The 20,680-nt window shown below is 46.9% G+C and carries 23 protein-coding genes; 7 read left to right on the top strand and 16 right to left on the bottom strand.

The window, feature by feature from the left end; translation table 11 throughout:
• Positions 1–8 precede the first annotated feature (8 nt).
• Positions 9–1,925, bottom strand: coding sequence for a molecular chaperone DnaK (dnaK, locus tag HRU69_01990; protein QOI96320.1), 1,917 nt, complete (start codon positions 1,923–1,925; stop codon positions 9–11).
• 159 nt (positions 1,926–2,084) lie between these two features.
• On the opposite strand from dnaK, the gene HRU69_01985 reads away from it, so the two are divergent.
• Positions 2,085–3,668 carry a peptide chain release factor 3 gene (locus HRU69_01985; GenBank protein ID QOI96319.1) on the top strand — a complete coding sequence of 528 codons (1,584 nt, stop codon included), beginning with the start codon at positions 2,085–2,087 and terminating at the stop codon, positions 3,666–3,668.
• Positions 3,669–3,713: 45 nt separating this feature from the next.
• On the opposite strand, the gene HRU69_01980 is transcribed toward HRU69_01985, so the two are convergent.
• On the bottom strand, positions 3,714–3,950 hold the full coding sequence (locus tag HRU69_01980) for an XRE family transcriptional regulator (protein QOI98800.1): 237 nt from the start codon (positions 3,948–3,950) through the stop codon (positions 3,714–3,716).
• A gap of 163 nt (positions 3,951–4,113) precedes the next feature.
• On the opposite strand from HRU69_01980, the gene HRU69_01975 reads away from it, so the two are divergent.
• Positions 4,114–4,629 (top strand): hypothetical protein, encoded by a 516-nt coding sequence (locus tag HRU69_01975; GenBank protein QOI96318.1) that lies wholly within the window; start codon positions 4,114–4,116, stop codon positions 4,627–4,629.
• On the opposite strand, the gene HRU69_01970 is transcribed toward HRU69_01975, so the two are convergent.
• A complete protein-coding gene (locus HRU69_01970) occupies positions 4,630–5,106 on the bottom strand; it encodes a hypothetical protein (GenBank protein ID QOI96317.1) in 477 nt (158 codons plus the stop codon). It lies immediately after the preceding gene.
• An 89-nt stretch (positions 5,107–5,195) separates the two neighbouring features.
• Positions 5,196–6,074, bottom strand: coding sequence for a serine hydrolase (locus HRU69_01965; protein QOI96316.1), 879 nt, complete (start codon positions 6,072–6,074; stop codon positions 5,196–5,198).
• Positions 6,075–6,122: 48 nt separating this feature from the next.
• Here HRU69_01965 and HRU69_01960 point away from each other — a divergent pair, with 48 nt between their 5' ends.
• Genes HRU69_01960 through HRU69_01950 form a run of 3 tightly spaced genes read left to right on the top strand, consistent with a single transcriptional unit; the run spans position 6,123 to position 7,642 of the window.
• Entirely contained in the window at positions 6,123–6,812 is a 690-nt protein-coding gene (locus HRU69_01960) for an RluA family pseudouridine synthase (protein QOI96315.1), read from the top strand.
• The gene (locus tag HRU69_01955) at positions 6,809–7,135 is read left to right on the top strand and encodes a prolipoprotein diacylglyceryl transferase (protein QOI96314.1); all 327 of its coding nucleotides are present in this window, start codon (positions 6,809–6,811) and stop codon (positions 7,133–7,135) included. Before HRU69_01960 ends, HRU69_01955 begins: the two co-directional genes overlap by 4 nt.
• A 12-nt stretch (positions 7,136–7,147) precedes the next feature.
• Entirely contained in the window at positions 7,148–7,642 is a 495-nt protein-coding gene (locus tag HRU69_01950) for a hypothetical protein (protein ID QOI96313.1), read from the top strand.
• A gap of 75 nt (positions 7,643–7,717) precedes the next feature.
• Here HRU69_01950 and HRU69_01945 read toward each other — a convergent pair whose 3' ends face one another.
• The 11 genes from HRU69_01945 to hpt form a co-directional block, all read right to left on the bottom strand.
• Positions 7,718–7,963 carry a F0F1 ATP synthase subunit epsilon gene (locus tag HRU69_01945; GenBank protein QOI96312.1) on the bottom strand — a complete coding sequence of 82 codons (246 nt, stop codon included), beginning with the start codon at positions 7,961–7,963 and terminating at the stop codon, positions 7,718–7,720.
• Between the two features lie 8 nt (positions 7,964–7,971).
• Positions 7,972–9,480 (bottom strand): F0F1 ATP synthase subunit beta, encoded by a 1,509-nt coding sequence (locus HRU69_01940; GenBank protein ID QOI96311.1) that lies wholly within the window; start codon positions 9,478–9,480, stop codon positions 7,972–7,974.
• Positions 9,481–9,598: 118 nt separating this feature from the next.
• On the bottom strand, positions 9,599–10,798 hold the full coding sequence (locus tag HRU69_01935; GenBank protein ID QOI96310.1) for a HAMP domain-containing histidine kinase: 1,200 nt from the start codon (positions 10,796–10,798) through the stop codon (positions 9,599–9,601).
• 80 nt (positions 10,799–10,878) lie between these two features.
• The gene (locus HRU69_01930; GenBank protein ID QOI96309.1) at positions 10,879–12,207 is read right to left on the bottom strand and encodes an ABC transporter permease; all 1,329 of its coding nucleotides are present in this window, start codon (positions 12,205–12,207) and stop codon (positions 10,879–10,881) included.
• A 13-nt stretch (positions 12,208–12,220) separates the two neighbouring features.
• Positions 12,221–13,165 carry an ABC transporter ATP-binding protein gene (locus tag HRU69_01925; GenBank protein QOI96308.1) on the bottom strand — a complete coding sequence of 315 codons (945 nt, stop codon included), beginning with the start codon at positions 13,163–13,165 and terminating at the stop codon, positions 12,221–12,223.
• 72 nt (positions 13,166–13,237) lie between these two features.
• Positions 13,238–14,134, bottom strand: coding sequence for a hypothetical protein (locus tag HRU69_01920; GenBank protein QOI96307.1), 897 nt, complete (start codon positions 14,132–14,134; stop codon positions 13,238–13,240).
• 119 nt (positions 14,135–14,253) lie between these two features.
• Positions 14,254–15,366, bottom strand: a complete 1,113-nt coding sequence (gene dnaJ, locus HRU69_01915) for a molecular chaperone DnaJ (protein ID QOI96306.1) — start codon at positions 15,364–15,366, stop codon at positions 14,254–14,256.
• Positions 15,367–15,375: 9 nt separating this feature from the next.
• Positions 15,376–15,954, bottom strand: coding sequence for a nucleotide exchange factor GrpE (locus HRU69_01910; protein QOI96305.1), 579 nt, complete (start codon positions 15,952–15,954; stop codon positions 15,376–15,378).
• 88 nt (positions 15,955–16,042) lie between these two features.
• Entirely contained in the window at positions 16,043–17,035 is a 993-nt protein-coding gene (obgE, locus tag HRU69_01905) for a GTPase ObgE (protein QOI96304.1), read from the bottom strand.
• Between the two features lie 131 nt (positions 17,036–17,166).
• Positions 17,167–17,739, bottom strand: a complete 573-nt coding sequence (locus HRU69_01900) for an adenylate kinase (protein ID QOI96303.1) — start codon at positions 17,737–17,739, stop codon at positions 17,167–17,169.
• Positions 17,740–17,823: 84 nt separating this feature from the next.
• Positions 17,824–18,372: a hypoxanthine phosphoribosyltransferase gene (gene hpt / locus HRU69_01895; protein QOI96302.1), complete on the bottom strand. Its 549-nt coding sequence runs from the start codon at positions 18,370–18,372 to the stop codon at positions 17,824–17,826.
• A 59-nt stretch (positions 18,373–18,431) separates the two neighbouring features.
• Here hpt and HRU69_01890 point away from each other — a divergent pair, with 59 nt between their 5' ends.
• The gene (locus tag HRU69_01890) at positions 18,432–18,962 is read left to right on the top strand and encodes a Uma2 family endonuclease (protein QOI96301.1); all 531 of its coding nucleotides are present in this window, start codon (positions 18,432–18,434) and stop codon (positions 18,960–18,962) included.
• On the opposite strand, the gene HRU69_01885 is transcribed toward HRU69_01890, so the two are convergent.
• A complete protein-coding gene (locus HRU69_01885) occupies positions 18,959–19,933 on the bottom strand; it encodes an aminopeptidase (protein QOI96300.1) in 975 nt (324 codons plus the stop codon). The two genes, HRU69_01890 and HRU69_01885, sit on opposite strands and share 4 nt — an antisense overlap.
• A 44-nt stretch (positions 19,934–19,977) precedes the next feature.
• On the opposite strand from HRU69_01885, the gene upp reads away from it, so the two are divergent.
• Complete coding sequence (gene upp, locus HRU69_01880) at positions 19,978–20,619, top strand: uracil phosphoribosyltransferase (protein ID QOI98799.1); 642 nt, start codon at positions 19,978–19,980, stop codon at positions 20,617–20,619.
• Positions 20,620–20,680: the final 61 nt, after the last annotated feature.

Raw genomic sequence — 20,680 nt, 5'->3', positions numbered from 1 at the left:
GATAAATCTTACTTTTTATCGTTCACTTCTTCGTACTCCACATCCGACACATTATTGCCATCGGTGGAAGTTCCGGCACTGCCACCGGCATTCGCGCCAGGTTGTGCACCGGCATTTTGGGTTGCCTGGTACATCTCCTGCGAGGCAGCCTGCCAGGCTCCGTTCAGGGCGGCCATGGCCGTATCAATGGCGGTCAGGTCCTGATTCTTATGTGCTTCCCGAAGTTTTTCAAGCGCGCTGTTAATGGCGCTCTTGTTACCGTCAGAAAGTTTGTCGCCATATTCTTTCAACTGCTTTTCGGTCTGGAAGATCAGCGAGTCGGCCTGGTTGATTTTCTCAGCCCGTTCTTTCATGCGCTTGTCTTCTTCGGCATGAGCCTGTGCTTCCTGCTTCATCTTCTGAATCTCGGCATCGGTTAAACCGCTGGAGGCTTCGATGCGGATCTTCTGTTCCTTGCCGGTGCCTTTATCTTTGGCCGATACATGCAGAATGCCGTTGGCATCAATATCAAACGTTACTTCAATTTGCGGAATGCCGCGAGGTGCCGGGGGTATTCCATCGAGGTGGAAGCGGCCGATAGTTCGGTTGTCTTTTGCCATCGGGCGTTCGCCCTGTAACACATGTATCTCTACCGAAGGCTGGTTATCGGCAGCCGTTGAGAATACTTCCGACTTCTTGGTAGGAATGGTGGTGTTCGATTCAATGAGTTTGGTAAACACGCCACCCAGTGTTTCAATACCCAGCGACAGCGGGGTAACATCCAGCAGCAGTACATCCTTTACTTCTCCGGTAAGTACACCGCCCTGGATGGCAGCGCCTACGGCCACTACTTCATCGGGGTTAACACCTTTCGAAGGTTTTTTGCCGAAGAATTTCTCCACTTCTTCCTGGATGCGGGGTATGCGGGTTGAGCCGCCCACCAGGATCACCTCATCAATCTGGCTAACGCTGATGCCGGCATCGGCCACGGCCTTGCGGCAGGGCTCAAGTGTTCTGCGCACCAGGTCATCAACCAGTTGCTCGAACTTGGAGCGCGTAAGTTTTTTCACCAGGTGCTCCGGCACTCCGTCAATTGAGGTGATATATGGAAGGTTGATTTCGGTTTCCTGAGAACTGGACAATTCAATCTTGGCTTTTTCGGCAGCTTCTTTCAAACGTTGCAGGGCCATCGGGTCTTTGCGCAGGTCGATGTTGCGCTCAGCCTTGAATTCATCGGCCAGCCAGTTAATGATTTTCATATCGAAGTCATCACCGCCAAGGTGTACATCACCGTTGGTTGATTTTACTTCGAATACGCCATCGCCCAGTTCAAGAATGGAAATATCGAATGTACCACCACCCAGGTCGTACACGGCAATCTTCATGTCTTTATTTTTCTTATCGAGGCCGTAAGCCAGTGCGGCTGCGGTAGGTTCGTTGATGATGCGTTTCACATCAAGGCCGGCAATCTGCCCGGCTTCTTTGGTGGCCTGCCGTTCGGCATCGTTAAAATAGGCGGGCACGGTAATCACCGCTTCGGTTACGGTAGTGCCCAGATAATCTTCGGCTGTAGTCTTCATTTTTTGAAGAATCATTGCGGAGATTTCCTGCGGGGTGTACAGGCGGTCGCCAATGCGCACCCGCACCGTATCGTTGTTGCCGCTTTCCACCTGGTAGGAAACGAACTTCATTTCCTCGGTCACATCGGCATATTTTTTACCCATGAACCGCTTGATGGACATGACGGTATTCTTGGGGTTGGTAATGGCCTGTCGTTTTGCCGGGTCGCCCACCTTGCGCTCACCCTTGCCGCCATCCAGAAAAGCAACTATGGACGGGGTGGTTCTGCGCCCTTCGCTGTTGGCTATAACAACGGGTTCGTTACCCTCCATTACGGCAACGCAGGAGTTGGTCGTACCCAGGTCTATTCCTATAATCTTTCCCATGATCGTGTGTATTTACTAATGAATAAAATTTTAAGCCCTGAAAGACTTATCAATGGGTATGCCAGCGGGGTTTTAAGGTAAAATAATGACACATTGGCATAAGGCAGAGTTTCAAATGGCTTTTGCAGGTGCCAGAATTGGGTAGTTTTGCGGCCGATTATGACGCTATCCCAGGAAATCGCCAAGCGCAGAACCTTCGGCATCATCAGCCACCCCGATGCCGGCAAAACCACACTAACCGAAAAACTGCTTCTCTTTGGCGGGGCCATCCAAAAAGCCGGTGCGGTTAAATCATCAAAAATAAAAGACCACGCCCGCAGCGACTGGATGGAGATTGAAAAGCAACGGGGTATTTCGGTGGCCACTTCGGTAATGGGTTTTAATTACAAGGATGTAAAAATCAACCTGCTCGATACACCCGGCCACCAGGATTTTGCCGAAGACACTTACCGCACACTCACGGCTGTTGACAGCGTAATTATGGTGATCGACTGTGTGAAGGGTGTGGAGATGCAAACCGAAAAACTGATGGACGTTTGCCGCATGCGCAACACACCGGTTATCTGTTTTATCAACAAACTCGACCGCGAAGGCCGTGACCCGTTTGAACTGCTGGATGAAATTGAAGAGAAACTCAATATAAAAGTAAGGCCGCTGAGCTGGCCCATCAGCATGGGTAAAACTTTCCGGGGTGTGTACAGCCTGTACGAGAAAAGCCTGCACCTGTTTACACCCAGCAAGATTACGGTGGAAGAAGGAATTGAGATAAAGGACATCAACTCCGGTCAACTGGATGAACTGGTAGGTGAAAACAATGCCCGTCAACTGCGTCATGATGTGGAGTTGATTGAAGGTGTATACCCCGATTTTGATGTGAATGAATACCTGGCCGGTAATGTGGCGCCTGTATTTTTTGGCAGCGCGGTAAACAACTTTGGTGTAAAGGAATTGCTGGACACATTCATTCGCATTGCGCCTCCGCCCATGCACCGCGAAACCACGCTGCGTGTGGTTGAACCAGACGAAGAAAAGTTTACCGGCTTTGTATTTAAGATTCACGCCAACATGGACCCCAAGCACCGCAACCGCATCGCATTTGTGCGTGTATGCAGCGGCCGCTTTGAACGGGGCAGCAACTATTTTCATGTGCGGCAGAACAAGAGCCTGCGCTTCAGTAACGCCACGGCCTTTATGGCGCAAGACCGGGAAACGGTTGACGAAGCCTGGCCGGGCGACATTGTAGGTATTTACGATACCGGTAACCTGAAAATTGGCGATACGCTTACTGAAGGCGAAAAGCTGATGTACACGGGCATCCCCAGTTTTTCTCCTGAAATTTTTAAAGAAGTGGAAAACCTGGATGCCATGAAAAGCAAGCAACTGGAAAAAGGACTTTTGCAACTGATGGAAGAGGGCGTTGCTCAGTTATTTACCTATGAGATTGGCAAAAAGAAAGTGGTGGGCACGGTGGGCGCCTTGCAGTTTGAGGTGATCCAGTTCCGGCTCAAAAACGAGTATGGCGCCACGGTGCAGTTTGTTCCGCAAAATATTTACAAAGCCTGCTGGATCAGTAGCAAAGACCCGAAAAAGCTGCAGGAGTTTATCAACTCAAAACAACGGCACATGGCCCGTGACAAAGACGGCAAGCTGGTGTTTATGGCCGAATCGCGCGCGTGGCTGCAGATGGTGCAGGAAAACTTTCCGGAGATTCAGTTTCATTTTACTTCGGAGTTTAAGGATTAAAATAGCCTTAAATGGTACATATGTAAGTTCAGGCATACCTTTGCCTTATTTGCCTTTTTTGTAGCGCATGGATGAGAAGAACTCGGCCAGTCCGATTTTATGAATAGCCAATATTTTAAGCAGGCTTTTTATGGTAATATTTACTTTTCCTTTCTCCATTCTCCAGTATTGCATGCGGGGCAGGTCGTGGTCGTAAGCAAATGTTTCATAGCTTGAGTACCCTGCCTGTTTACGCAATTCGGTTAATTGCTCACCAATTTGCCGCAACGTAAGATTTAGTATTTCCTCCTGTTTCACAAGGGGAAAATTCCATACAAATAGCCTTAATAGTTACACCTTAATAATCTACACCATTTGTGGTGCATAAGTTCTATTGTAAATTTCAAATACGTTTTGCAAAACCCGCTGTGCCAGACAGATTTCTGGTGTATTTAATCCAACGATTATGAAAATTTTAATAAGAATATTAGCAATTATTGTTATTCTTATCGGGGCATGTACTGATCACAGTACTGAAACAGTGTTTAATGTAAAAAATGCTGAGCTGGCAAAATTTCAACAAAGTTCTTTTTATTTGGATTTGGTAGGTACTTATCCTATTTTAAAAGATAGGCTGAATTTTAATCTATATACTTTTAAGTCGCATTCCGAGCACGGATATAATGCATACTACTTTCCGATTTTGGAAGGAAGCACTAAGCTTGGAACTCTAGCCGTGCTATCAATTGATAATGCAAGTACATTTTTAACAGTGGTTGAGTGGATAAAGTGGGAAAATAGTTCGGTTGTATTAGAGATCACAACCGGTAAGGGAGAGCTTATTGACAAATACATTGGTACAAGTGTAGGTGGTTCACTTTATAGTTTTAGTAGGGTTAATGAAGAAAAACTCCGTACACAAAGAGATAGTTATCTTGAATGTGTCGCTTGGTGTTATTACATTACAGAAGACACTGCCTAATTAAGTGTGTAAGTGCTGGGTAACGACTAAGCAACTGCGTAAAGGTTTTATATTTTGCATCTGCCTTCGAAGATAGTTAAAAATTGATTTACGATTATTGGCCAGTTTCTCACGGGCAAGGTCCATTTTTTGGTGATCTCCCGTAAAGCCAGGTACACCGCTTTCACCAGTTTTACCATTCTGAATAAAAAGTCCCAATGGTGAAAAATCCTGCTTAAACATACCTCCATTCGTAGCAAAAACTAATGCCTTACCTTTTCGCTCTACATAGTCCTTAAGGTTTTGAAAATTTTCAAGTATTACACCATATTCATCCTTCCAGTAGAAGTGAAGTTCCTGGGCTTCCGGATCTACAATGTAGGACAGTATGCGCATATCATCATACTGCCCTGCAGCATGGTGTGTAGACGCGAATAAAAAGGTTGTGAGTAATACTGAAAAGATCCTGTGTAAATGCGTTCTGGTTTCCGTTATCATGTCAATTAGCAATTGGAGCATGGTCTGTAATCAATCACCATGCCGGGCACACAAGATAGGCTTTAACAAGTTCATAAAGTTTTGCCGGATTAATTTTTTGTCACGAACTGATAGATCAGTTCCGAAGTACGGGCAAGTGATTGCGTGCCGCCTTCCATGTCGGTCATGTTTTTGGAGAGCAGCACTAACACATATTTCCTTCCATCGGGCAACATAACAATTCCCGAGTCGTGGTGAACACCTGTGATGAAGCCGGTTTTGTGGGCCACTTTCACTTCTTTAGGCAAATGAGCCGGTATGATGTCGTTGAATTTCTGGTCAAGCAAAATGTTAATCATCTGTTCTGAGGCTTCCGGGCTCACAGCCTGGCCGGTGGCCAGTTTTTCAAAAATCACCAGCAGGTCGTAGGCGGTGGTGGTGTTGCTGAGGCCTTTTTCATAGGCTTTTATATCCTCCACACCGCGCAGCACCTGGATGTTAGGTGCGCCCAGGTCGCGCATGGTTTGGGTAACTTTTTTGGCGTCCACATATTCAATGATAATGTTAGTGGCCAGGTTGCTGCTCACAATAATCATGTCGTACACCAAATCATACAGGGTGCGCTTTTTCCCTACCAGGGTGTAGAGGTTTTGCTCGCTGTCGTCCTCGGGGCTCAGGCTGTACGGGCTTCCGTCAACAATGCTTTTGAATTCGTTGATTACTTCCACCGAATCGGAAAGTTTCCAACGTCCTTCTGCGGCTTGTTTAAAAACTTCAATCATCACCGGGGTTTTCATGGTACTGGCTGCGTGAAATGATTCATGCTCGTTGATGAGTAAAGTTTGCCCGGTGGATAAGTCCTTGAAGGCAACAGCGAATGTTCCCGGCTGGGTTTTCAGTTGCGCCTGAACTTTTTCTTCCAGTTTTTTTAAGTTGCTTTTGCAGGAAGCCAAAGCGATGGTGATAAGAAGTAGAGCAAAACGTTGCATAGTGATTTGGTTGACCGAAAATACAGAATCGAATCAATATCTTTGGTCATGGCAGCGCCTTCATTGGAAGTATTGTACGAGGATAACCATTTGCTTGCTGTCAACAAGCCGTCTGGTGTATTGGTGCAGGGCGATGCAACAGGCGATAAACCATTGGCAGGCCTGGTTAAGGAATACATAGCCGATAAGTACAAAAAGCCGGGAGCCGTTTTTTTGGGCGTGGTGCACCGTCTCGATCGGCCCGTAAGCGGGGTGGTGGTTTTTGCCAGAACATCCAAAGCGCTGGAGCGGATGAATGCATTGTTTCGTGAAAAGGAAACAAACAAGACGTACTGGGCTGTTGTGGGAAACCGGCCCCAGGAACCGGAAGGAAGATTAATCCATTGGTTAAAAAAGGATCAATCGAAAAATAAGACCACCGCGTTTACACGCGAAACACCCGGGGCACTGCGCTCCGAACTAACGTATAAACTGATGGGCCAGGCAGCCGGCCATTTTTTACTTGAAGTAAAACCGGTAACCGGCCGGCCGCACCAGATACGCGTTCAGCTGGCATCCATCGGCTGCCCTATTCGCGGGGATGTGAAATACGGATATCCCCAACCCAATGCCGATGCCGGCATTAACCTGCATGCCAAGGCGCTGGCGTTCGTTCACCCGGTAAAAAAAGAAGTACTGAAAATTGATGCGCGGCTTCCGGATACTGATTTCTGGAAGTACTTTAAAGGCTTTGAATGAACATGGCCAGGTGGATTGACAAACTGAAACAGCGGTGGGGGCTAACCAGTGGTTGGCAGGTGATAATCGTGTTGGTGGTTTTTGCCTGCACGGGTACAACCGTGTTGCTTATCAAGCGCCCGTTATTCGCCTACTGGTTCCCGGAGGGTGAAAAGCCGTTGTGGGCCACGATAACCTACTATGTGCTTATTTTGCCTGTGTACAACATGTTTTTGTTAATCTATGGATTTCTATTCGGTCAGTTCAGATTTTTCTGGGACTTTGAAAAAAAATTTTTTAACCGGATATTTTCTAAATTGAACAGGAATAAATCTGAAACCTAAATCTGCATCGTTATGAAAGTAAATTTTTTATTCCTGTGCGGGATAGCCTTATTCGTTTCATGCTCAACGCCAAGATTTGCCGGTCAGCCAACACATGGTAGTAAAACGGAGTATGCTCATACAAGAGAGCCAGATGTTCCTTTCTCTATTGATGAAGGTACTTTGGTGGCCAGTATTTCCGATGAACATGTTTACCTGGCAACCCCATCGGAAGTCATTGCAGCACCAGTTTCAAAGTCTGTTACCCTTACCCGTGAAGAAAAGAAGGAGCTAAAAAGAGAAGCCATTAAACAAATAAAGGCCTACACCAAAGCCGTTAAGAATGGTGATAAAGCCTTGGCTGCCGAACTGAAACAAGCCATGGATAACGATTTAAAACTTGCAGCTGTTTTTGGTGCCGTAGGTATCGTATCCTTTATCATTGGAGGAGACGTATTCCATGTTATCGGGGCCATTGCCCTAATTGTTGGTGTGGTCTTTTTCGTAAAGTGGTTAATGCGGCAGTAACCCAACAACAACCGGATCAACAAAAAAACCCGGTTAACAAGCCGGGTTTTTTTTACTTACAACCTGAATAATTTTTTATTCAATAACCCTATCGGCAAGCAATATGGTTTTGTTGCCCAGTACTTCTACCACACCACCAGTTATTGCCAGGCTTATATTGCCTTCTTTACCCTTATATTCAACTCGGCCTTCTTTAAGCAGGCTTATTAATGGTGCGTGATTATCCATTACCTGAAAGGAACCATCGGCACCGGGAAAAGTGGCAATGGTTACATCACCTTCAAACAGTTTCTTTTCAGGGGTAAGTATTTCCAGGTGCATCGTAATTATTAACCTTTAGCTTCGGCAATCATTTTCTCACCTTTTTCAATGGCCTGATCGATGTTACCCACCAGGTTAAAGGCCATTTCGGGTAAATGATCCAACTCGCCATCCATGATCATGTTAAAGCCTTTAATGGTGTCTTTAATATCAACCAGTGCGCCTTTCAAACCGGTAAAGGCTTCGGCTACGTGGAAGGGCTGCGACAGGAAGCGCTGCACACGCCTTGCGCGGTGTACTACCTGCTTGTCTTCATCGCTTAACTCATCCATACCAAGAATGGCGATAATATCCTGAAGTTCCTTATAGCGTTGCAAGATGGCTTTCACGCGTTGGGCACAGTTGTAGTGTTCTTCGCCCACGATATCGGCACGTAAAATCCGTGAAGTTGAATCCAGCGGATCAACGGCCGGGTAAATACCGAGTTCGGCAATCTTACGGCTTAATACGGTTGTAGCATCCAGGTGAGCGAAGGTGGTAGCCGGAGCCGGGTCGGTCAGGTCATCGGCAGGTACATAAACAGCCTGTACCGAGGTGATGGAACCGTTTTTGGTAGAAGTAATGCGTTCCTGCATGGTACCCATTTCGGTAGCCAGCGTAGGCTGGTATCCTACGGCCGAAGGCATCCGGCCAAGCAGCGCTGATACCTCCGAGCCGGCTTGCGTAAACCGGAAGATGTTATCGATAAAGAACAGAATGTCGCGGCCTTTTCCTTTGCCATCGCCATCACGGAAGTATTCGGCAATGGTTAACCCTGAAAGGGCTACCCGGGCACGTGCTCCGGGCGGTTCGTTCATCTGTCCGAACACGAAAGTGGCTTTTGAATCCTTCAGCGAAGCTTCCGAAACTTTTGAAAGGTCCCAGCCACCGGCATGCAGCGACTTTAAAAATTCAGGGCCGTAATTCACGATGCCGGCCTCAATCATTTCGCGGAGCAGGTCGTTTCCTTCGCGGGTACGTTCGCCTACACCGGCAAATACCGAGAGACCGGAGTATGCTTTTGCAATGTTGTTGATAAGTTCCTGGATCAACACGGTTTTACCCACACCGGCACCGCCAAACAATCCGATTTTGCCGCCTTTGGCATAGGGCTCAATCAGGTCAATTACTTTAATACCGGTAAACAGCACTTCAGCTGAAGTAGAAAGATCCTCATACGCAGGAGCGGGGCGGTGAATGGGCAGCGCCTGGTCGCCTTTGGGTTGTTTTATACCGTCAATCGCTTCGCCAACCACATTGAAGAGGCGGCCTTTAATGTCATCGCCAATGGGCATTTTAATCGGCATGCCGGTATCCACCACTTTCATGCCGCGCACCAACCCTTCGGTGCCGTCCATCGCGATGGTTCGCACCCGGTCTTCGCCCAGGTGTTGCTGGCACTCCAGTACAATGCGGGTGCCGTCAGGTTTTGTTACTTCGAGGGAATCAAGAATGTTGGGGATTTTTGAGCCCGGTTCATCGAAGGCCACGTCAACCACGGGGCCGATAACCTGGGTAACCTTACCGATATTTGCCATTGATTATATTTTTTGAATTAGTGTGATTCCACGCCTTGGCGCGGCAGGCGCAAAAGTAGCAGGAATAGCCCTTTCTGCCAACATCCCAGAGCTGATAATTATCACATCGAAAGCCGGTTTACAACGATGCTGTGTTCAGCGAAATCCGAAAGGTTGTGCCTTGATTTTCTTCGGAAGACTTTACGAAAATTCGGCCATGGTGGTAGGTTTCAATAATTCGTTTGGCAAGCGCCAGGCCCAGGCCCCAGCCTCGTTTTTTGGTGGTGAAGCCAGGTTTAAAAACCATGGGAATTTTCGAACGTGCAATGCCTTTCCCTGTGTCGGACACATCAATAAATACTTTGTTATCACTACCTCGTAATATTTTAATGGCGATGGTTCCGGTTGTGCCGATGGCGTCCACCGCATTTTTGCAGAGGTTTTCCAATACCCATTCGAACAATGGGGCGTGCACGTTGGCCTGGATGTTTTCAGAAAGCGAGAACACTTCGATTTTTATTTTGGATGATACCCGCGGGCGTAGGTAGTTTACCACATTGTTCACAAGAGTTACTACGTTTTCGGGCTTTAATGCCGGAACGGAGCCGATGCTGGAAAACCGTTCCGTTACAACGGTGAGTTTGCGAATGTCTTTTTCCAGTTCATCCACTATCTCTTTGTTTTTAAGGTTTGGATCATCGCGCAATACTTCGGCCCAGGCCATTAATGAGGATAGCGGTGTGCCTAATTGGTGGGCCGTTTCTTTAGCCAAACCAACCCATACCTGGTTTTGTTCGGCTACTTTTGAGTAATTAAATGCCAGGTAGGCGATGAACGCAAAAACAGCGATAACAGAGAGCTGGATAAACGGGTAGTAAATCAATTGGGTTAGCAGAAACGAATTTTTATAATAAACGTATCCGTAGTTCTCAACTTCACCGTTTTCATTGCGGTACGACATTTGAATCGGGTCGTACCGTGCTTTCATATCTTTTAACACCTCTTTAAGCACTTTCTTTTTTCGCGCAGCCGGCCAGTCGTCTTTAATATCAATGTTCCGGTACTGATAATCACCGTCTTTGGTTATCCAGATGGTAGGTATGGAATTGTTTTTAAAGATGATTTCATCGGTAACGAACAGGATATTTTCATTGGATTGTTCGTTGAGGGTGTACTCCAGCGCTTTGGCAAAAAGCTCAACTTGCTGGCGCTCCCGTTGCTTTAGTTCATCAACCAGGATATCGGTGTAGAAAATAGAACCGATGCTGATCAGTATAGAAACCCCCAGCACAATCCATTTCAGGTTGGTGTTGCCGCTGTAGGGTTCGTTTCGGGCCATTGGGTACTGTATAGGCCGATTAAAATAAATAAAAAAACCGGATGTGGTGCATCCGGCTCAGGGTATCATCAACAGTTGGTTCAGTTTTTCAGCATAAACCATTTGGCCAGCACTTTGTAATTTACTTTGGTGCCGGTCATCAATATGCCTACGCGATAAATGCGGCCGGCAACCCAGGTGGTAAAGATGAAACCGCCTATAAGCAAGGCCATCGAAAGAGCTAACTGCCAACCGGGTACGCCAAAAGCAATACGGCCTACCATGGCTACGGGTGAAGTGAACGGTATGATGGACAACCAGAAACTTACCGGTCCGTGCGGGTCGCGCAGGATGAACAGGAATAAGCCCATGTAACCAATCAACAGGGGAAGTGTAATCGGAAACTGAAATTGTTGCGACTCCTGAATGGAATCAACGGCTGAACCGACAGCTGCAAACAACGCCCCGTAAAGCAGGTAGCCGCCCAGAAAATAGAAGACAAATACGGCTGCAATACGGGCAAAGGGCAGTTGGTTCATTTGTGACAGAAACCCTGAAATTTTTGAGTTCTGCGATTCGATGGCTTCTTTGGCTTCTTCATTATCCATTTGCTGAGCCACCTGTTCCATCATTTGCTGTTGCGGCATTTTGGTGCCAAGCCAGGCCATAATACCTGATGACAGCACGGTGATTAACACAATCCAGATAATAAACTGAAGCAACCCCACTGAAGCAATGCCGATGATCTTTCCCATCATCAGTTGGAAGGGTTTTACGGACGAAACAATTACTTCTACTATCTTTGATGTTTTCTCATCAATTACACCCTGCATGATCTGGATGCCGTACACCAGAACAAAAATGTAAATGAGGATGCCCAGTAAAAATCCGGCTCCATACAAAATGCCTGAGTTGCTGGATTTTTCTTCACCCGATTCGGAGATGCGGAATTGCCTCAACGAGATATTCGATTTCAGATTTTTAAGTACTTCTTTGTTGATGTTGAATGCCTCCAGCTTCAAATCATGCAGGCGGTCTTCAATCATCCCCTCCAGTTGTTCGGTTTTTTCAATACTGGGGTTTTCCTTGGTGTACAGGATGAACCCATCGGGCTTTTCCAGATTGAAATCAGGTATGTACAACAGGCCAAAATTTTCTGACTGTTGAAAAACTGTTTTAGCCTGGTCGAGCGGCATGTTTAACGGAACAAAATTAAAGCGCCTGGTATTTTCAAATGAGCACTTGCCGCTTTCATCGACAACCTGTACGGTATCAGGTTTGGCCGACTCAGCCTCGCGGATCATCAGTACCACCAGCAGGGCCATGATGGCCGGGAAAACCAACGGCACCAGGATGGTGGTAAGAAGGAAGGACTTCTTCTGAACCCGGTTTAAAAATTCGCGCTGGATGATGAGTAGAATTTTTTTCATGCCTTTTAACGTGTTAAACTTCCTGCAGGTGTTTTTTCAGGGCTTCATCGCCTTCGCCTTTTACCAAACTGATAAAGATATCGGCCATGGTGGGTAGTTTTTCTTCGAACCGGTGCACCTCGGTCAAGTCAACCAGTTCGCGGATAAGCTGGTTGCCTTTGATGCCGCTGGCCGCACGAATGGTAGATTCGATATGGTTTTCGCTGATGGACTTTTGCTGCAGAATTTCATAGCGACCACCATCCAGATGAAAATTGTTGTTGTTATGTTCAACCATAAAAGTATTCGACCGGAACTGTTCCTTTACTTCTTTTTTGGACCCCTCCAGTATTTTTTTCGATTTGTTGATCAGCGCAATCTGGTCGCACAACGACTCTACAGTTTCCATCCGGTGGGTAGAGAAAATGATGGTACTACCTTTTTCGCGTAGCTCTAAAATGTTTTCAGTAATCAGTTGCGCGTTAACCGGATCAAACCCGGAAAAGGGCTCATCCAGAATGATTAATCGGGGCTCATGCAGCACGGTAGAGATAAACTGTACCTTTTGCGCCATACCCTTGGAGAGATCCTCTACTTTTTTGTTCCACCAGTCTTTGATCTCGAATTTTTCGAACCATGTTTTGATTTTAGTAAGAGCATCTTTGCGACTCAATCCCTTAAGTTGCGCCAGATAAAGCAGTTGTTCGCCTACTTTAAGTTTTTTATATAATCCGCGTTCTTCGGGCAGGTAGCCGATGATGCTCACATGTTTTTCGGCAAGGGGTTCACCAAAAATACGGATTTCACCTCCATCCGAATTAATGATTTGGTTGATGATGCGGATGAAGGTGGTTTTTCCGGCACCGTTGGGACCAAGTAAGCCATAAATACTTTTTTCAGGAATGGTCAGCGATACATCATTCAGCGCAATGTGATTGGCGTAATGCTTGGTAACGTTTTTTGCAAGAAGGGCTTCCACAGAATTATTTTTTTCACGGGATTAGTGTGAAAAAATAACTGCGAATTACGGGTTTACAAAGGAAATAGCCTGTTAGTTCTTTTTTTCCTTGAAGATAATGTTGCCCATGGATACGTCAAGGTCGAATAAAAGGGCATTGGGAGCATCTTTTGTATAGGAATCACTGGCAAACGTGCCTTCGCCAATTTTTTTGAGGCCGCGTACCATGCGCACGCTGCATAACCACGAGTCTTTAATTTTTACAAATACGGGGGTTTCGGCATCGGGCAATAAAATGGTAAGGTTGCCGGCTGCCACGCTGCCACGAATGGTGTTGGTGGTGGAGGGTTTTGCGCTCAGGTCGAGCATAACATTACCAAAGCCTACATCAGCCACCACATGGCTGGTACGGGCCAGGTTCAGATCGCGTACGTTCACACTGCCCAAATCCACTTTAATGTAGAAGGTATCCATTTCCACTTTGTTTTCCAGGCCGGTGGGGTAACCCACATTTACATTGGCGCTGGCCGAAGTAATGCGCAGGTTTTTCACGGCCATGCCTGAAAGGTCGATGTTGGAGTTACCGATACCGTAATTCAATTCGAGGGAATAAGGCTTTTCGTCAGTGAGGTAAATCTTCCAGAATTTTTCTCCGGCCGGTTTTTCTGAACCAAAAACCTTTGAGGAAATGGTTTGGCTGAAACCCGTAGAGGAACTCTCTTCAACGGCAACAAATACATTACAGGTTTTTCCTTTTATTTCTTTAACAAACTGGTGGCTGTACGACTCCGGTTCCTGGTTGCTGAACATGTTCAGGATGTCGGTACCCTCGCTGGGTTTAATAAAACAATTGCCGCTGTTGGCTTTTAGTTTAAGGCGAACGGTTTCGCAAGCATTGTTATCCTCTACGGTAAATTGCTTCTTTATCTGGCCGAACGATAAGCCGGCCATGGCTACTCCCATAAGTATAAGCCCCAAAATTCTCTGCATGACCACTAATTACGCGTTAAACCCTGCAGGGTTGCAACGTGTAAGATTATTGCTAAAAATGATAAAAATAACCCCAATTTGAAGGTGTTAACGGGTATAAGGGCTTAAGGGTTAGGAAATTACTGGAAAAATTCCTTCATCCGCTCGAAGAACGTTTTATCCCCGGCATCGGGTTTAGGCTCGAAATTGGGCGAATTTCGAAGGCTTTCAAGCTTGGCGCGCTCTTCGGGTGTCAGTTTCCGGGGGGTCCACACATTGACATAAATCAGTTGGTCGCCCGTTTCATAGCCGTTTACATCGCGCAGGCCCTTGCCCCGCAGGCGCAGGATTTTACCACTTTGGGTGCCCGGTTCAATTTTAATTTTCACTTTGCCTGAAATGGTGGGTACTTCCACCGTAGTGCCCAGAGCGGCATCAACAAAGCTGATGTGCAGGTCGTAAATAATGTTATTGCCATCGCGCTTCAGTTTGGTGTCTTCCTGTTCTTCAATTAAAATGAGCAGGTCTCCGGCAATACCGCCACCGGGGGCTTCGTTGCCTTTGCCGGCCATCGAAAGCTGCATGCCTTCGCTTACGCCTGCCGGAATTTTAATGGTGATGATTTCTTCTTTATGAACCAGTCCCGAACTGTCAACACCGGGCGGCCGTTTGTCAATTACCTGGCCGGCACCATCGCATTGCGGGCAGGTGGTGGTGGATACCATCTGGCCCAGCATGGTGTTAACTACTTTGCGCACCTGCCCGTTGCCCTGGCAGGTTGAGCAGGTTTTATAGGTTATGCCTTCGGCACGGACAAGCCGATTGACTTTGATTTTCTTTTCAACACCATGGGCAATTTCATCGAGGGTAAGTTTGAGTTTGATGCGCAGGTTCGATCCTTTGCGTTGTCTTCTGCGCGTACCACCGCCTCCGCCAAAGAATGAGTCAAACGGATTGTGCCCTCCGAAGATATCGCCAAACTGGCTGAAGATATCTTCCATGTCCATGTGGTGCCCGCCAAACCCACCGTTGCCGCGCGAATGCCCAAAGCGATCATACTGGGCGCGTTTGTTTTCATCACTCAGTACTTCGTACGCTTCAGCTGCTTCTTTAAATTTTTCTTCCGCTTCTTTGTTGCCCGGGTTTTTATCAGGGTGGTATTGTATGGCCACTTTACGGTATGCCTTTTTTATTTCTTCTGCAGTGGCACCTTTGTTAACACCCAGTATTTCGTAATAGTCGCGTTTTGCCATACGTAAAAATTATTGCCCTACCACTACCTTGGCGTGGCGTATAACTTTATCGTTTAAAAAATAGCCCTTCTCAACCACATCAACAATCCGGCCTTTCAGGCTGTCGTCATTTACCGGTACCTGGGTAATGGCATCGTGCAGGTCGGGATTAAACTCCGATCCGGCCGGCAAGTCCATCGGTTTTACACCGGATTGCTCAAGCAGTTTCCGGAATTTATTGCTAATGAGTTGCAGGCCTTCGAGGTCTTTGGGGTTGCTGCCCTGAAACGATTTTTCGGCCCTTTCAAAATCGTCCATCACGGGCAGAAACAACTTGATAGTGGCTTCATTGGCTGATTGGATCAGCTCCAGTTTTTCTTTGGCTGTCCTCCTGCGGAAGTTTTCGAACTCCGAATACAGCCTTAAATATTTGTCTTTTGCTTCTGCCAATTCGTCTTTGGTTTTGCTCAATTCCTTCGCCAAATCAGTGTTATCGGTTCCTGTAAGGGTATCAAATGTCTCGGGGCTGTCCTGATTCGGGCTTTCACCGGCCTGATTTTGAGCCACAGGACTCTCTAAATCGTTATCGGTTACCTGATTTTTGTCCATGATCCAGAAAAATGTAACTAATTGTGGCGCAAAATTGTCAATAATTCTGCCAAACGCCTACGATGTGCCAGATTGACGGTGGGGGCCGTCAGGTGTGAAGATGCTGCCAGATAAGGTCTTTCAGTTCGGAAAGGCCTTTGCCGGTAACGGCCGAGATGAATACATGCGGTACACCGGCAGGCAGTTCGCGTTCGGTAGCCGCTTTCAGTTCATCATCCAGCAAGTCGGATTTTGAGATAGCCAACAACCGTTTTTTATCAAGCAACTCCGGATTGTATTTGCGGAGTTCACTTAACAGGATTTCATATTCTTTCGAAATATCCTTTGAATCGGCCGGCACCATAAACAGCAGCATGGCATTGCGTTCGATGTGCCGGAGAAAGCGGATGCCCAGGCCTTTGCCTTCGGCAGCACCTTCAATTATTCCGGGGATGTCGGCCATTACAAACGATTGGTTCTCCCGGTAAGAAACCACACCCAGGTTTGGCGTTAATGTGGTAAACGGATAATCGGCAATTTTAGGCTTCGCTGCCGATACCACCGAGAGCAGTGTTGATTTGCCGGCATTCGGAAAGCCAACCAGTCCGACATCGGCCAGCAGTTTAAGTTCAAGAACAATCCATTCTTCTTTTCCGGGTTCGCCCGGCTGGGCAAAGTTGGGTGCCTGCCGCGTTGAGGTTGCAAAGTAGGCATTGCCCCGGCCTCCCCGGCCTCCGGGAGTAAGAATAAACTCCTGTCCGTGTTCAGTTATCTCAATAATTGTTTCGCCTGTCTCAGCACGTTTGGCAACCGTGCCCAGGGGTACTTCAACGATTTCATCTCTGCCTTCGGCACCGGTGCAGTTTTGTGCTTCGCCAGGTTTGCCGTTCTCGGCAATTACATGCTTCCGGTATTTTAAATGAAGCAGCGTCCATAATTGTGAGTTGCCCCGTAGGATGACATGCCCGCCCCGGCCGCCATCACCGCCATCGGGCCCGCCTTTGGGCACAAACTTTTCGCGGTGAAAGTGCAGAAAGCCGGCTCCACCCGCACCCGATCGCGAACAGAATTTTACATGGTCAATAAAGTTGGGTGATGACATGACTCAGGATGCAAGCCAGTAAAAAAAGAGAAAAAGTATAACAACAGTTACCAGAAAACCAGCCACAACCCGGTTAACCCTTCGCTGAACACCGCGTGGGATCGGCACTTTGGGATCGGGGTAAACGGGAATCATTTTCCTTTATCAATTACCGCGCAGATGCTGGCAAAGATGTCGTCAATTTTTCCAACCCCATTTACGCGGGCCAGGCGGCCTTGCTTTTCGTAGTAGGGCAGTACGTGAATGGTTTTACCAAAATATTCGGTGATGCGTTTGTTCAGCTTTTCCTCCTCATCATCGGCTCGGTTTTCAATGGCTTTGCGTTTGGCGATGCGTTCGCGCAACTCCTGCTCGTTTACATCGAGGGCAACCACAAAATGAATGGCGCTGCCGTTGTCTTTCATAAACTTATCCAATGCTTCGGCCTGGGCCACGGTGCGCGGAAAGCCATCGAATAAAAAACCTTTTGCATCAGGATTTTTATCCAGTTCTTCTTTGAGCATGGAGATTGTAATCTCATCGGGCACCAGTGCACCGCTGTTCATGATTTCCTTAACCCGTTTACCGAGCGGTGTATCGTTTTTAGTGTGCCAGCGAAACAGGTCGCCCGTGGAAATATGAACAAAGCCGTATTTGCCGATGAGCTTTTCGCTCTGTGTTCCTTTGCCGGCACCCGGAGGACCGAAAATTACAAGGTTGACCATAGGTAAAAGGTTTGTAGGGCCTGCAAGATAATGATGGAATTTTAATTCAACAGGTCTATGTGATCCGGCATCCGTTGAAGAAAGTCAGGATTGATTGCCGGCTACCTTATAAATATCAGGCAAGTTTCGCCCGAGGCCGTCATAGTCCAGTCCGTAGCCCACCACAAATTCATTTTCAATATCAAAGCCAATATATTTCGGCTGCACGGCATGCTGGCGTGCGGGCGCTTTGCGGATGAGTGTAACGATTTCGACCGACCGGGTACCGAGGCCACGGAGTTCTTCTACTACTTTACTCAGTGTTAACCCGGTATCCATTATGTCTTCCACCAGAATGATATCTTGATTAAAGATGCTTTCATTAAGACCGATAAGTGTTTTGAGTTGCCCGGTGCTTACGGTTCCCTGGTACGAAGCATGCTTTACAAACGATACGCGGCATTCCAAATTGGTCTGGCGGATGAGGTCGGCCGCAAAGATGAATGAGCCGTTCAGGATAGGAAGGAACAACGGGGTTTTTCCATCGTAGTCGGCATGAAGTTGGTTTGCCAGCGCAGCTACTTTATCGGCTATTTTGGCGGCTGTAATAAATTTTTTGAATTCGAGGTCTTTGATTTTAATCATGCAGATCATCAATAGGAAACGCCACTGTATCCGGCAGGTTACTTTGGTTTTTTTGCTAAATTTGAAGTATGCAGGAATCAATTGCAAGACCCCCCAGAACGATTATGGAGGTATTTAAGATGCTTCCTGAGGGGACTCTTGCTGAACTTATTGATGGAATTATCTATATGAGCCCATCACCGTTGTATAAACATCAGCAAATAGTTTCGCGATTGCTTGTTCAAATAGGGCATTTTGTAGATAAAAATGATCTGGGTGAGGTATTTACGGCACCGTTTGATGTTTACTTGGATGAAAGTGCCAATGCTGTTCAACCGGAAATCCTTTTTATTCAAAAAAAGAATTTATCGATTATTAAAGAACATGTACATGGTGTTCCGGATTTAATTATAGAAGTACTGTCCGGAGGTAATCCAATGTTTGATACCGTACAAAAAAAGAATCTTTATGAACGATTTGCCGTGAAGGAATATTGGATAATTGATCCGGAAACCAGGATAGCGGCAGGATATAAACACACAGGAACAGGGTTCGAAGAGTTGGGCAATTATCAAGGTGAGGTTCTTTCTGTGCTTCTTAACCGAAAGTTTACTTTTTAAAGTTTTTTCATCAGTTCCTTGTAAAGCCCGATCATGCTTTCGATATCGTATTTGTGCACCTTCTCGTGTGGGGTGTGTGCGAATTGCTGTGGGGCGCCAACAAAACACCAATCGAACGGAATAGGCGATAGTTGTAATTCGCGGCCATCGCTGGAGCCCATGCCCTCTACTTCCAGCTGGTAAGGAAGTTTATTCTTATCGGCAATGGATATAATACGGTCAATAAATTTTCTGCGGGGTATGTTCCGGTCGCGCATTGAAATCACCACGCCTTTGCCGGGCTCAACGCCATCCGATGCCCAGGTAATGTCAGAAACAAGCGCCTGGGTTACGCCCCACTTCTCATACATAAAACGGGCGAGGTAAGGAACGGACCCGCCACCGTGTTCTTCCCAGCACGAAAAGGCAATTATGCCATCGGTAAGTGTTTCGGCCACTTTCAGCGCATTGTAAACCCCCAGCCGGTTATCGAGGTAGGGCGACTGGATGTAATGGGTGGTTTCTTTGAAGTTGGGTTTGTAGGTAAGTGAAGTGCCGCGTTCAATCGTGCGGCCGAATTTGTAAAAGGCATGGTGCTCCTTATCGAACTCCAGTTCGCACTCAATTTCGCCCAGCCTGTCACGACCCACCAGTTTAGTGCCCGCTTCGGCATCGGGGCTGCCGATGGTAAGCAGTTGATTAAAGTATCGAACGGTGAAGCCGATGGAATCCATGTGGGCAAAGATGGCGGTACGCGGTTTGCCGAATTGAAGCAGGATGCAATCCTGAAAACCTTCTCCGTAAAAAATTTTTGGATTTGCTTTCCAGATTTTTTTGACTTTGGCAATGTAATTCAGCAAAAACTCCGTCATGGCATACTCTTCTCCGGAAGGAGCGTGGACAGCACAGAGTGCTTTCAGCAGGCCGAAGTCGGGTTTACGGGTTGCTTTAGCTGATGTTTTTTTCTTTTTCACAGATGGATTTCGGTTCATATGACAACTTTATCCTAAATTTTGATGATAAAAAAATACCCATGCTGATCATTCTCAATCAATATGCCACCCTTGCTAACCAGTTTTTGTTCGAATTGCGCCACAAATCCATTCAACAAAACCGTGAGCGATTCAGAATGAACCTGGAGCGACTCGGTGAATTGATGGCGTATGAAGTATCGAAAAAACTGAAGTATGAAGAAAGGCTTGTTGATACGCCACTGGGCACATCAAAAATTGAAATACTCAGCGAGCAACCCGTGCTAATTACCGTTTTGCGGGCCGGTTTACCTTACTTTGAAGGATTCAAAAATTTTTTCAACCAGGCCGATTGCGGTTTCATCGGGGCTTACCGTAAGGAAGACGAAAGAGAAATCGCCATTAACCTGGATTACCTGGCCGCGCCTCAACTGAAAGGCCGCACTGTAATTCTGATCGACCCCATGCTGGCTACCGGCAAATCATTTGTTAAGTCGGTAAATGCCTTGTTAAAGCACGGAACACCGGCTCATGTTCATGTAGCCGCATTGGTAGCAGCACCTGAAGGGGTGGAATACATTAAACAGCATTTAAAATTGCCCTTTACCATCTGGACGTGGGCCCTGGATGAGAAACTGAATGAACACGCCTACATTGTGCCGGGCCTGGGCGATGCGGGCGACTTATGTTATGGCGAAAAAATTTAACTTCAGGTTAATACAATAACTCACTTTATACTCTTTCGAACCTTGAACTTTGAACCGTGAT

Source organism: Flammeovirgaceae bacterium, from assembly GCA_015180985.1.
In the GTDB taxonomy this organism is placed as follows: domain Bacteria; phylum Bacteroidota; class Bacteroidia; order Cytophagales; family Cyclobacteriaceae; genus UBA2336.
The sequence above is the reverse complement of the archived record's forward strand: the minus strand, read 5'-3'. Positions and strand labels throughout refer to the sequence as shown.

What these genes read in the sequence shown, in the direction of transcription:
- dnaK (QOI96320.1), bottom strand. Translation starts at nt 1,925, where the DNA reads ATGGGAAAGATTATAGGAATAGACCTGGGTACGACCAACTCCTGCGTT.
- HRU69_01985 (QOI96319.1), top strand. Translation starts at nt 2,085, where the DNA reads ATGACGCTATCCCAGGAAATCGCCAAGCGCAGAACCTTCGGCATCATC.
- HRU69_01975 (QOI96318.1), top strand. Translation starts at nt 4,114, where the DNA reads ATGAAAATTTTAATAAGAATATTAGCAATTATTGTTATTCTTATCGGG.
- HRU69_01970 (QOI96317.1), bottom strand. Translation starts at nt 5,106, where the DNA reads ATGATAACGGAAACCAGAACGCATTTACACAGGATCTTTTCAGTATTA.
- HRU69_01965 (QOI96316.1), bottom strand. Translation starts at nt 6,074, where the DNA reads ATGCAACGTTTTGCTCTACTTCTTATCACCATCGCTTTGGCTTCCTGC.
- HRU69_01960 (QOI96315.1), top strand. Translation starts at nt 6,123, where the DNA reads ATGGCAGCGCCTTCATTGGAAGTATTGTACGAGGATAACCATTTGCTT.
- HRU69_01955 (QOI96314.1), top strand. Translation starts at nt 6,809, where the DNA reads ATGAACATGGCCAGGTGGATTGACAAACTGAAACAGCGGTGGGGGCTA.
- HRU69_01950 (QOI96313.1), top strand. Translation starts at nt 7,148, where the DNA reads ATGAAAGTAAATTTTTTATTCCTGTGCGGGATAGCCTTATTCGTTTCA.
- HRU69_01945 (QOI96312.1), bottom strand. Translation starts at nt 7,963, where the DNA reads ATGCACCTGGAAATACTTACCCCTGAAAAGAAACTGTTTGAAGGTGAT.
- HRU69_01940 (QOI96311.1), bottom strand. Translation starts at nt 9,480, where the DNA reads ATGGCAAATATCGGTAAGGTTACCCAGGTTATCGGCCCCGTGGTTGAC.
- HRU69_01935 (QOI96310.1), bottom strand. Translation starts at nt 10,798, where the DNA reads ATGGCCCGAAACGAACCCTACAGCGGCAACACCAACCTGAAATGGATT.
- HRU69_01930 (QOI96309.1), bottom strand. Translation starts at nt 12,207, where the DNA reads ATGAAAAAAATTCTACTCATCATCCAGCGCGAATTTTTAAACCGGGTT.
- HRU69_01920 (QOI96307.1), bottom strand. Translation starts at nt 14,134, where the DNA reads ATGCAGAGAATTTTGGGGCTTATACTTATGGGAGTAGCCATGGCCGGC.
- dnaJ (QOI96306.1), bottom strand. Translation starts at nt 15,366, where the DNA reads ATGGCAAAACGCGACTATTACGAAATACTGGGTGTTAACAAAGGTGCC.
- HRU69_01910 (QOI96305.1), bottom strand. Translation starts at nt 15,954, where the DNA reads ATGGACAAAAATCAGGTAACCGATAACGATTTAGAGAGTCCTGTGGCT.
- obgE (QOI96304.1), bottom strand. Translation starts at nt 17,035, where the DNA reads ATGTCATCACCCAACTTTATTGACCATGTAAAATTCTGTTCGCGATCG.
- HRU69_01900 (QOI96303.1), bottom strand. Translation starts at nt 17,739, where the DNA reads ATGGTCAACCTTGTAATTTTCGGTCCTCCGGGTGCCGGCAAAGGAACA.
- hpt (QOI96302.1), bottom strand. Translation starts at nt 18,372, where the DNA reads ATGATCTGCATGATTAAAATCAAAGACCTCGAATTCAAAAAATTTATT.
- HRU69_01890 (QOI96301.1), top strand. Translation starts at nt 18,432, where the DNA reads ATGCAGGAATCAATTGCAAGACCCCCCAGAACGATTATGGAGGTATTT.
- HRU69_01885 (QOI96300.1), bottom strand. Translation starts at nt 19,933, where the DNA reads ATGAACCGAAATCCATCTGTGAAAAAGAAAAAAACATCAGCTAAAGCA.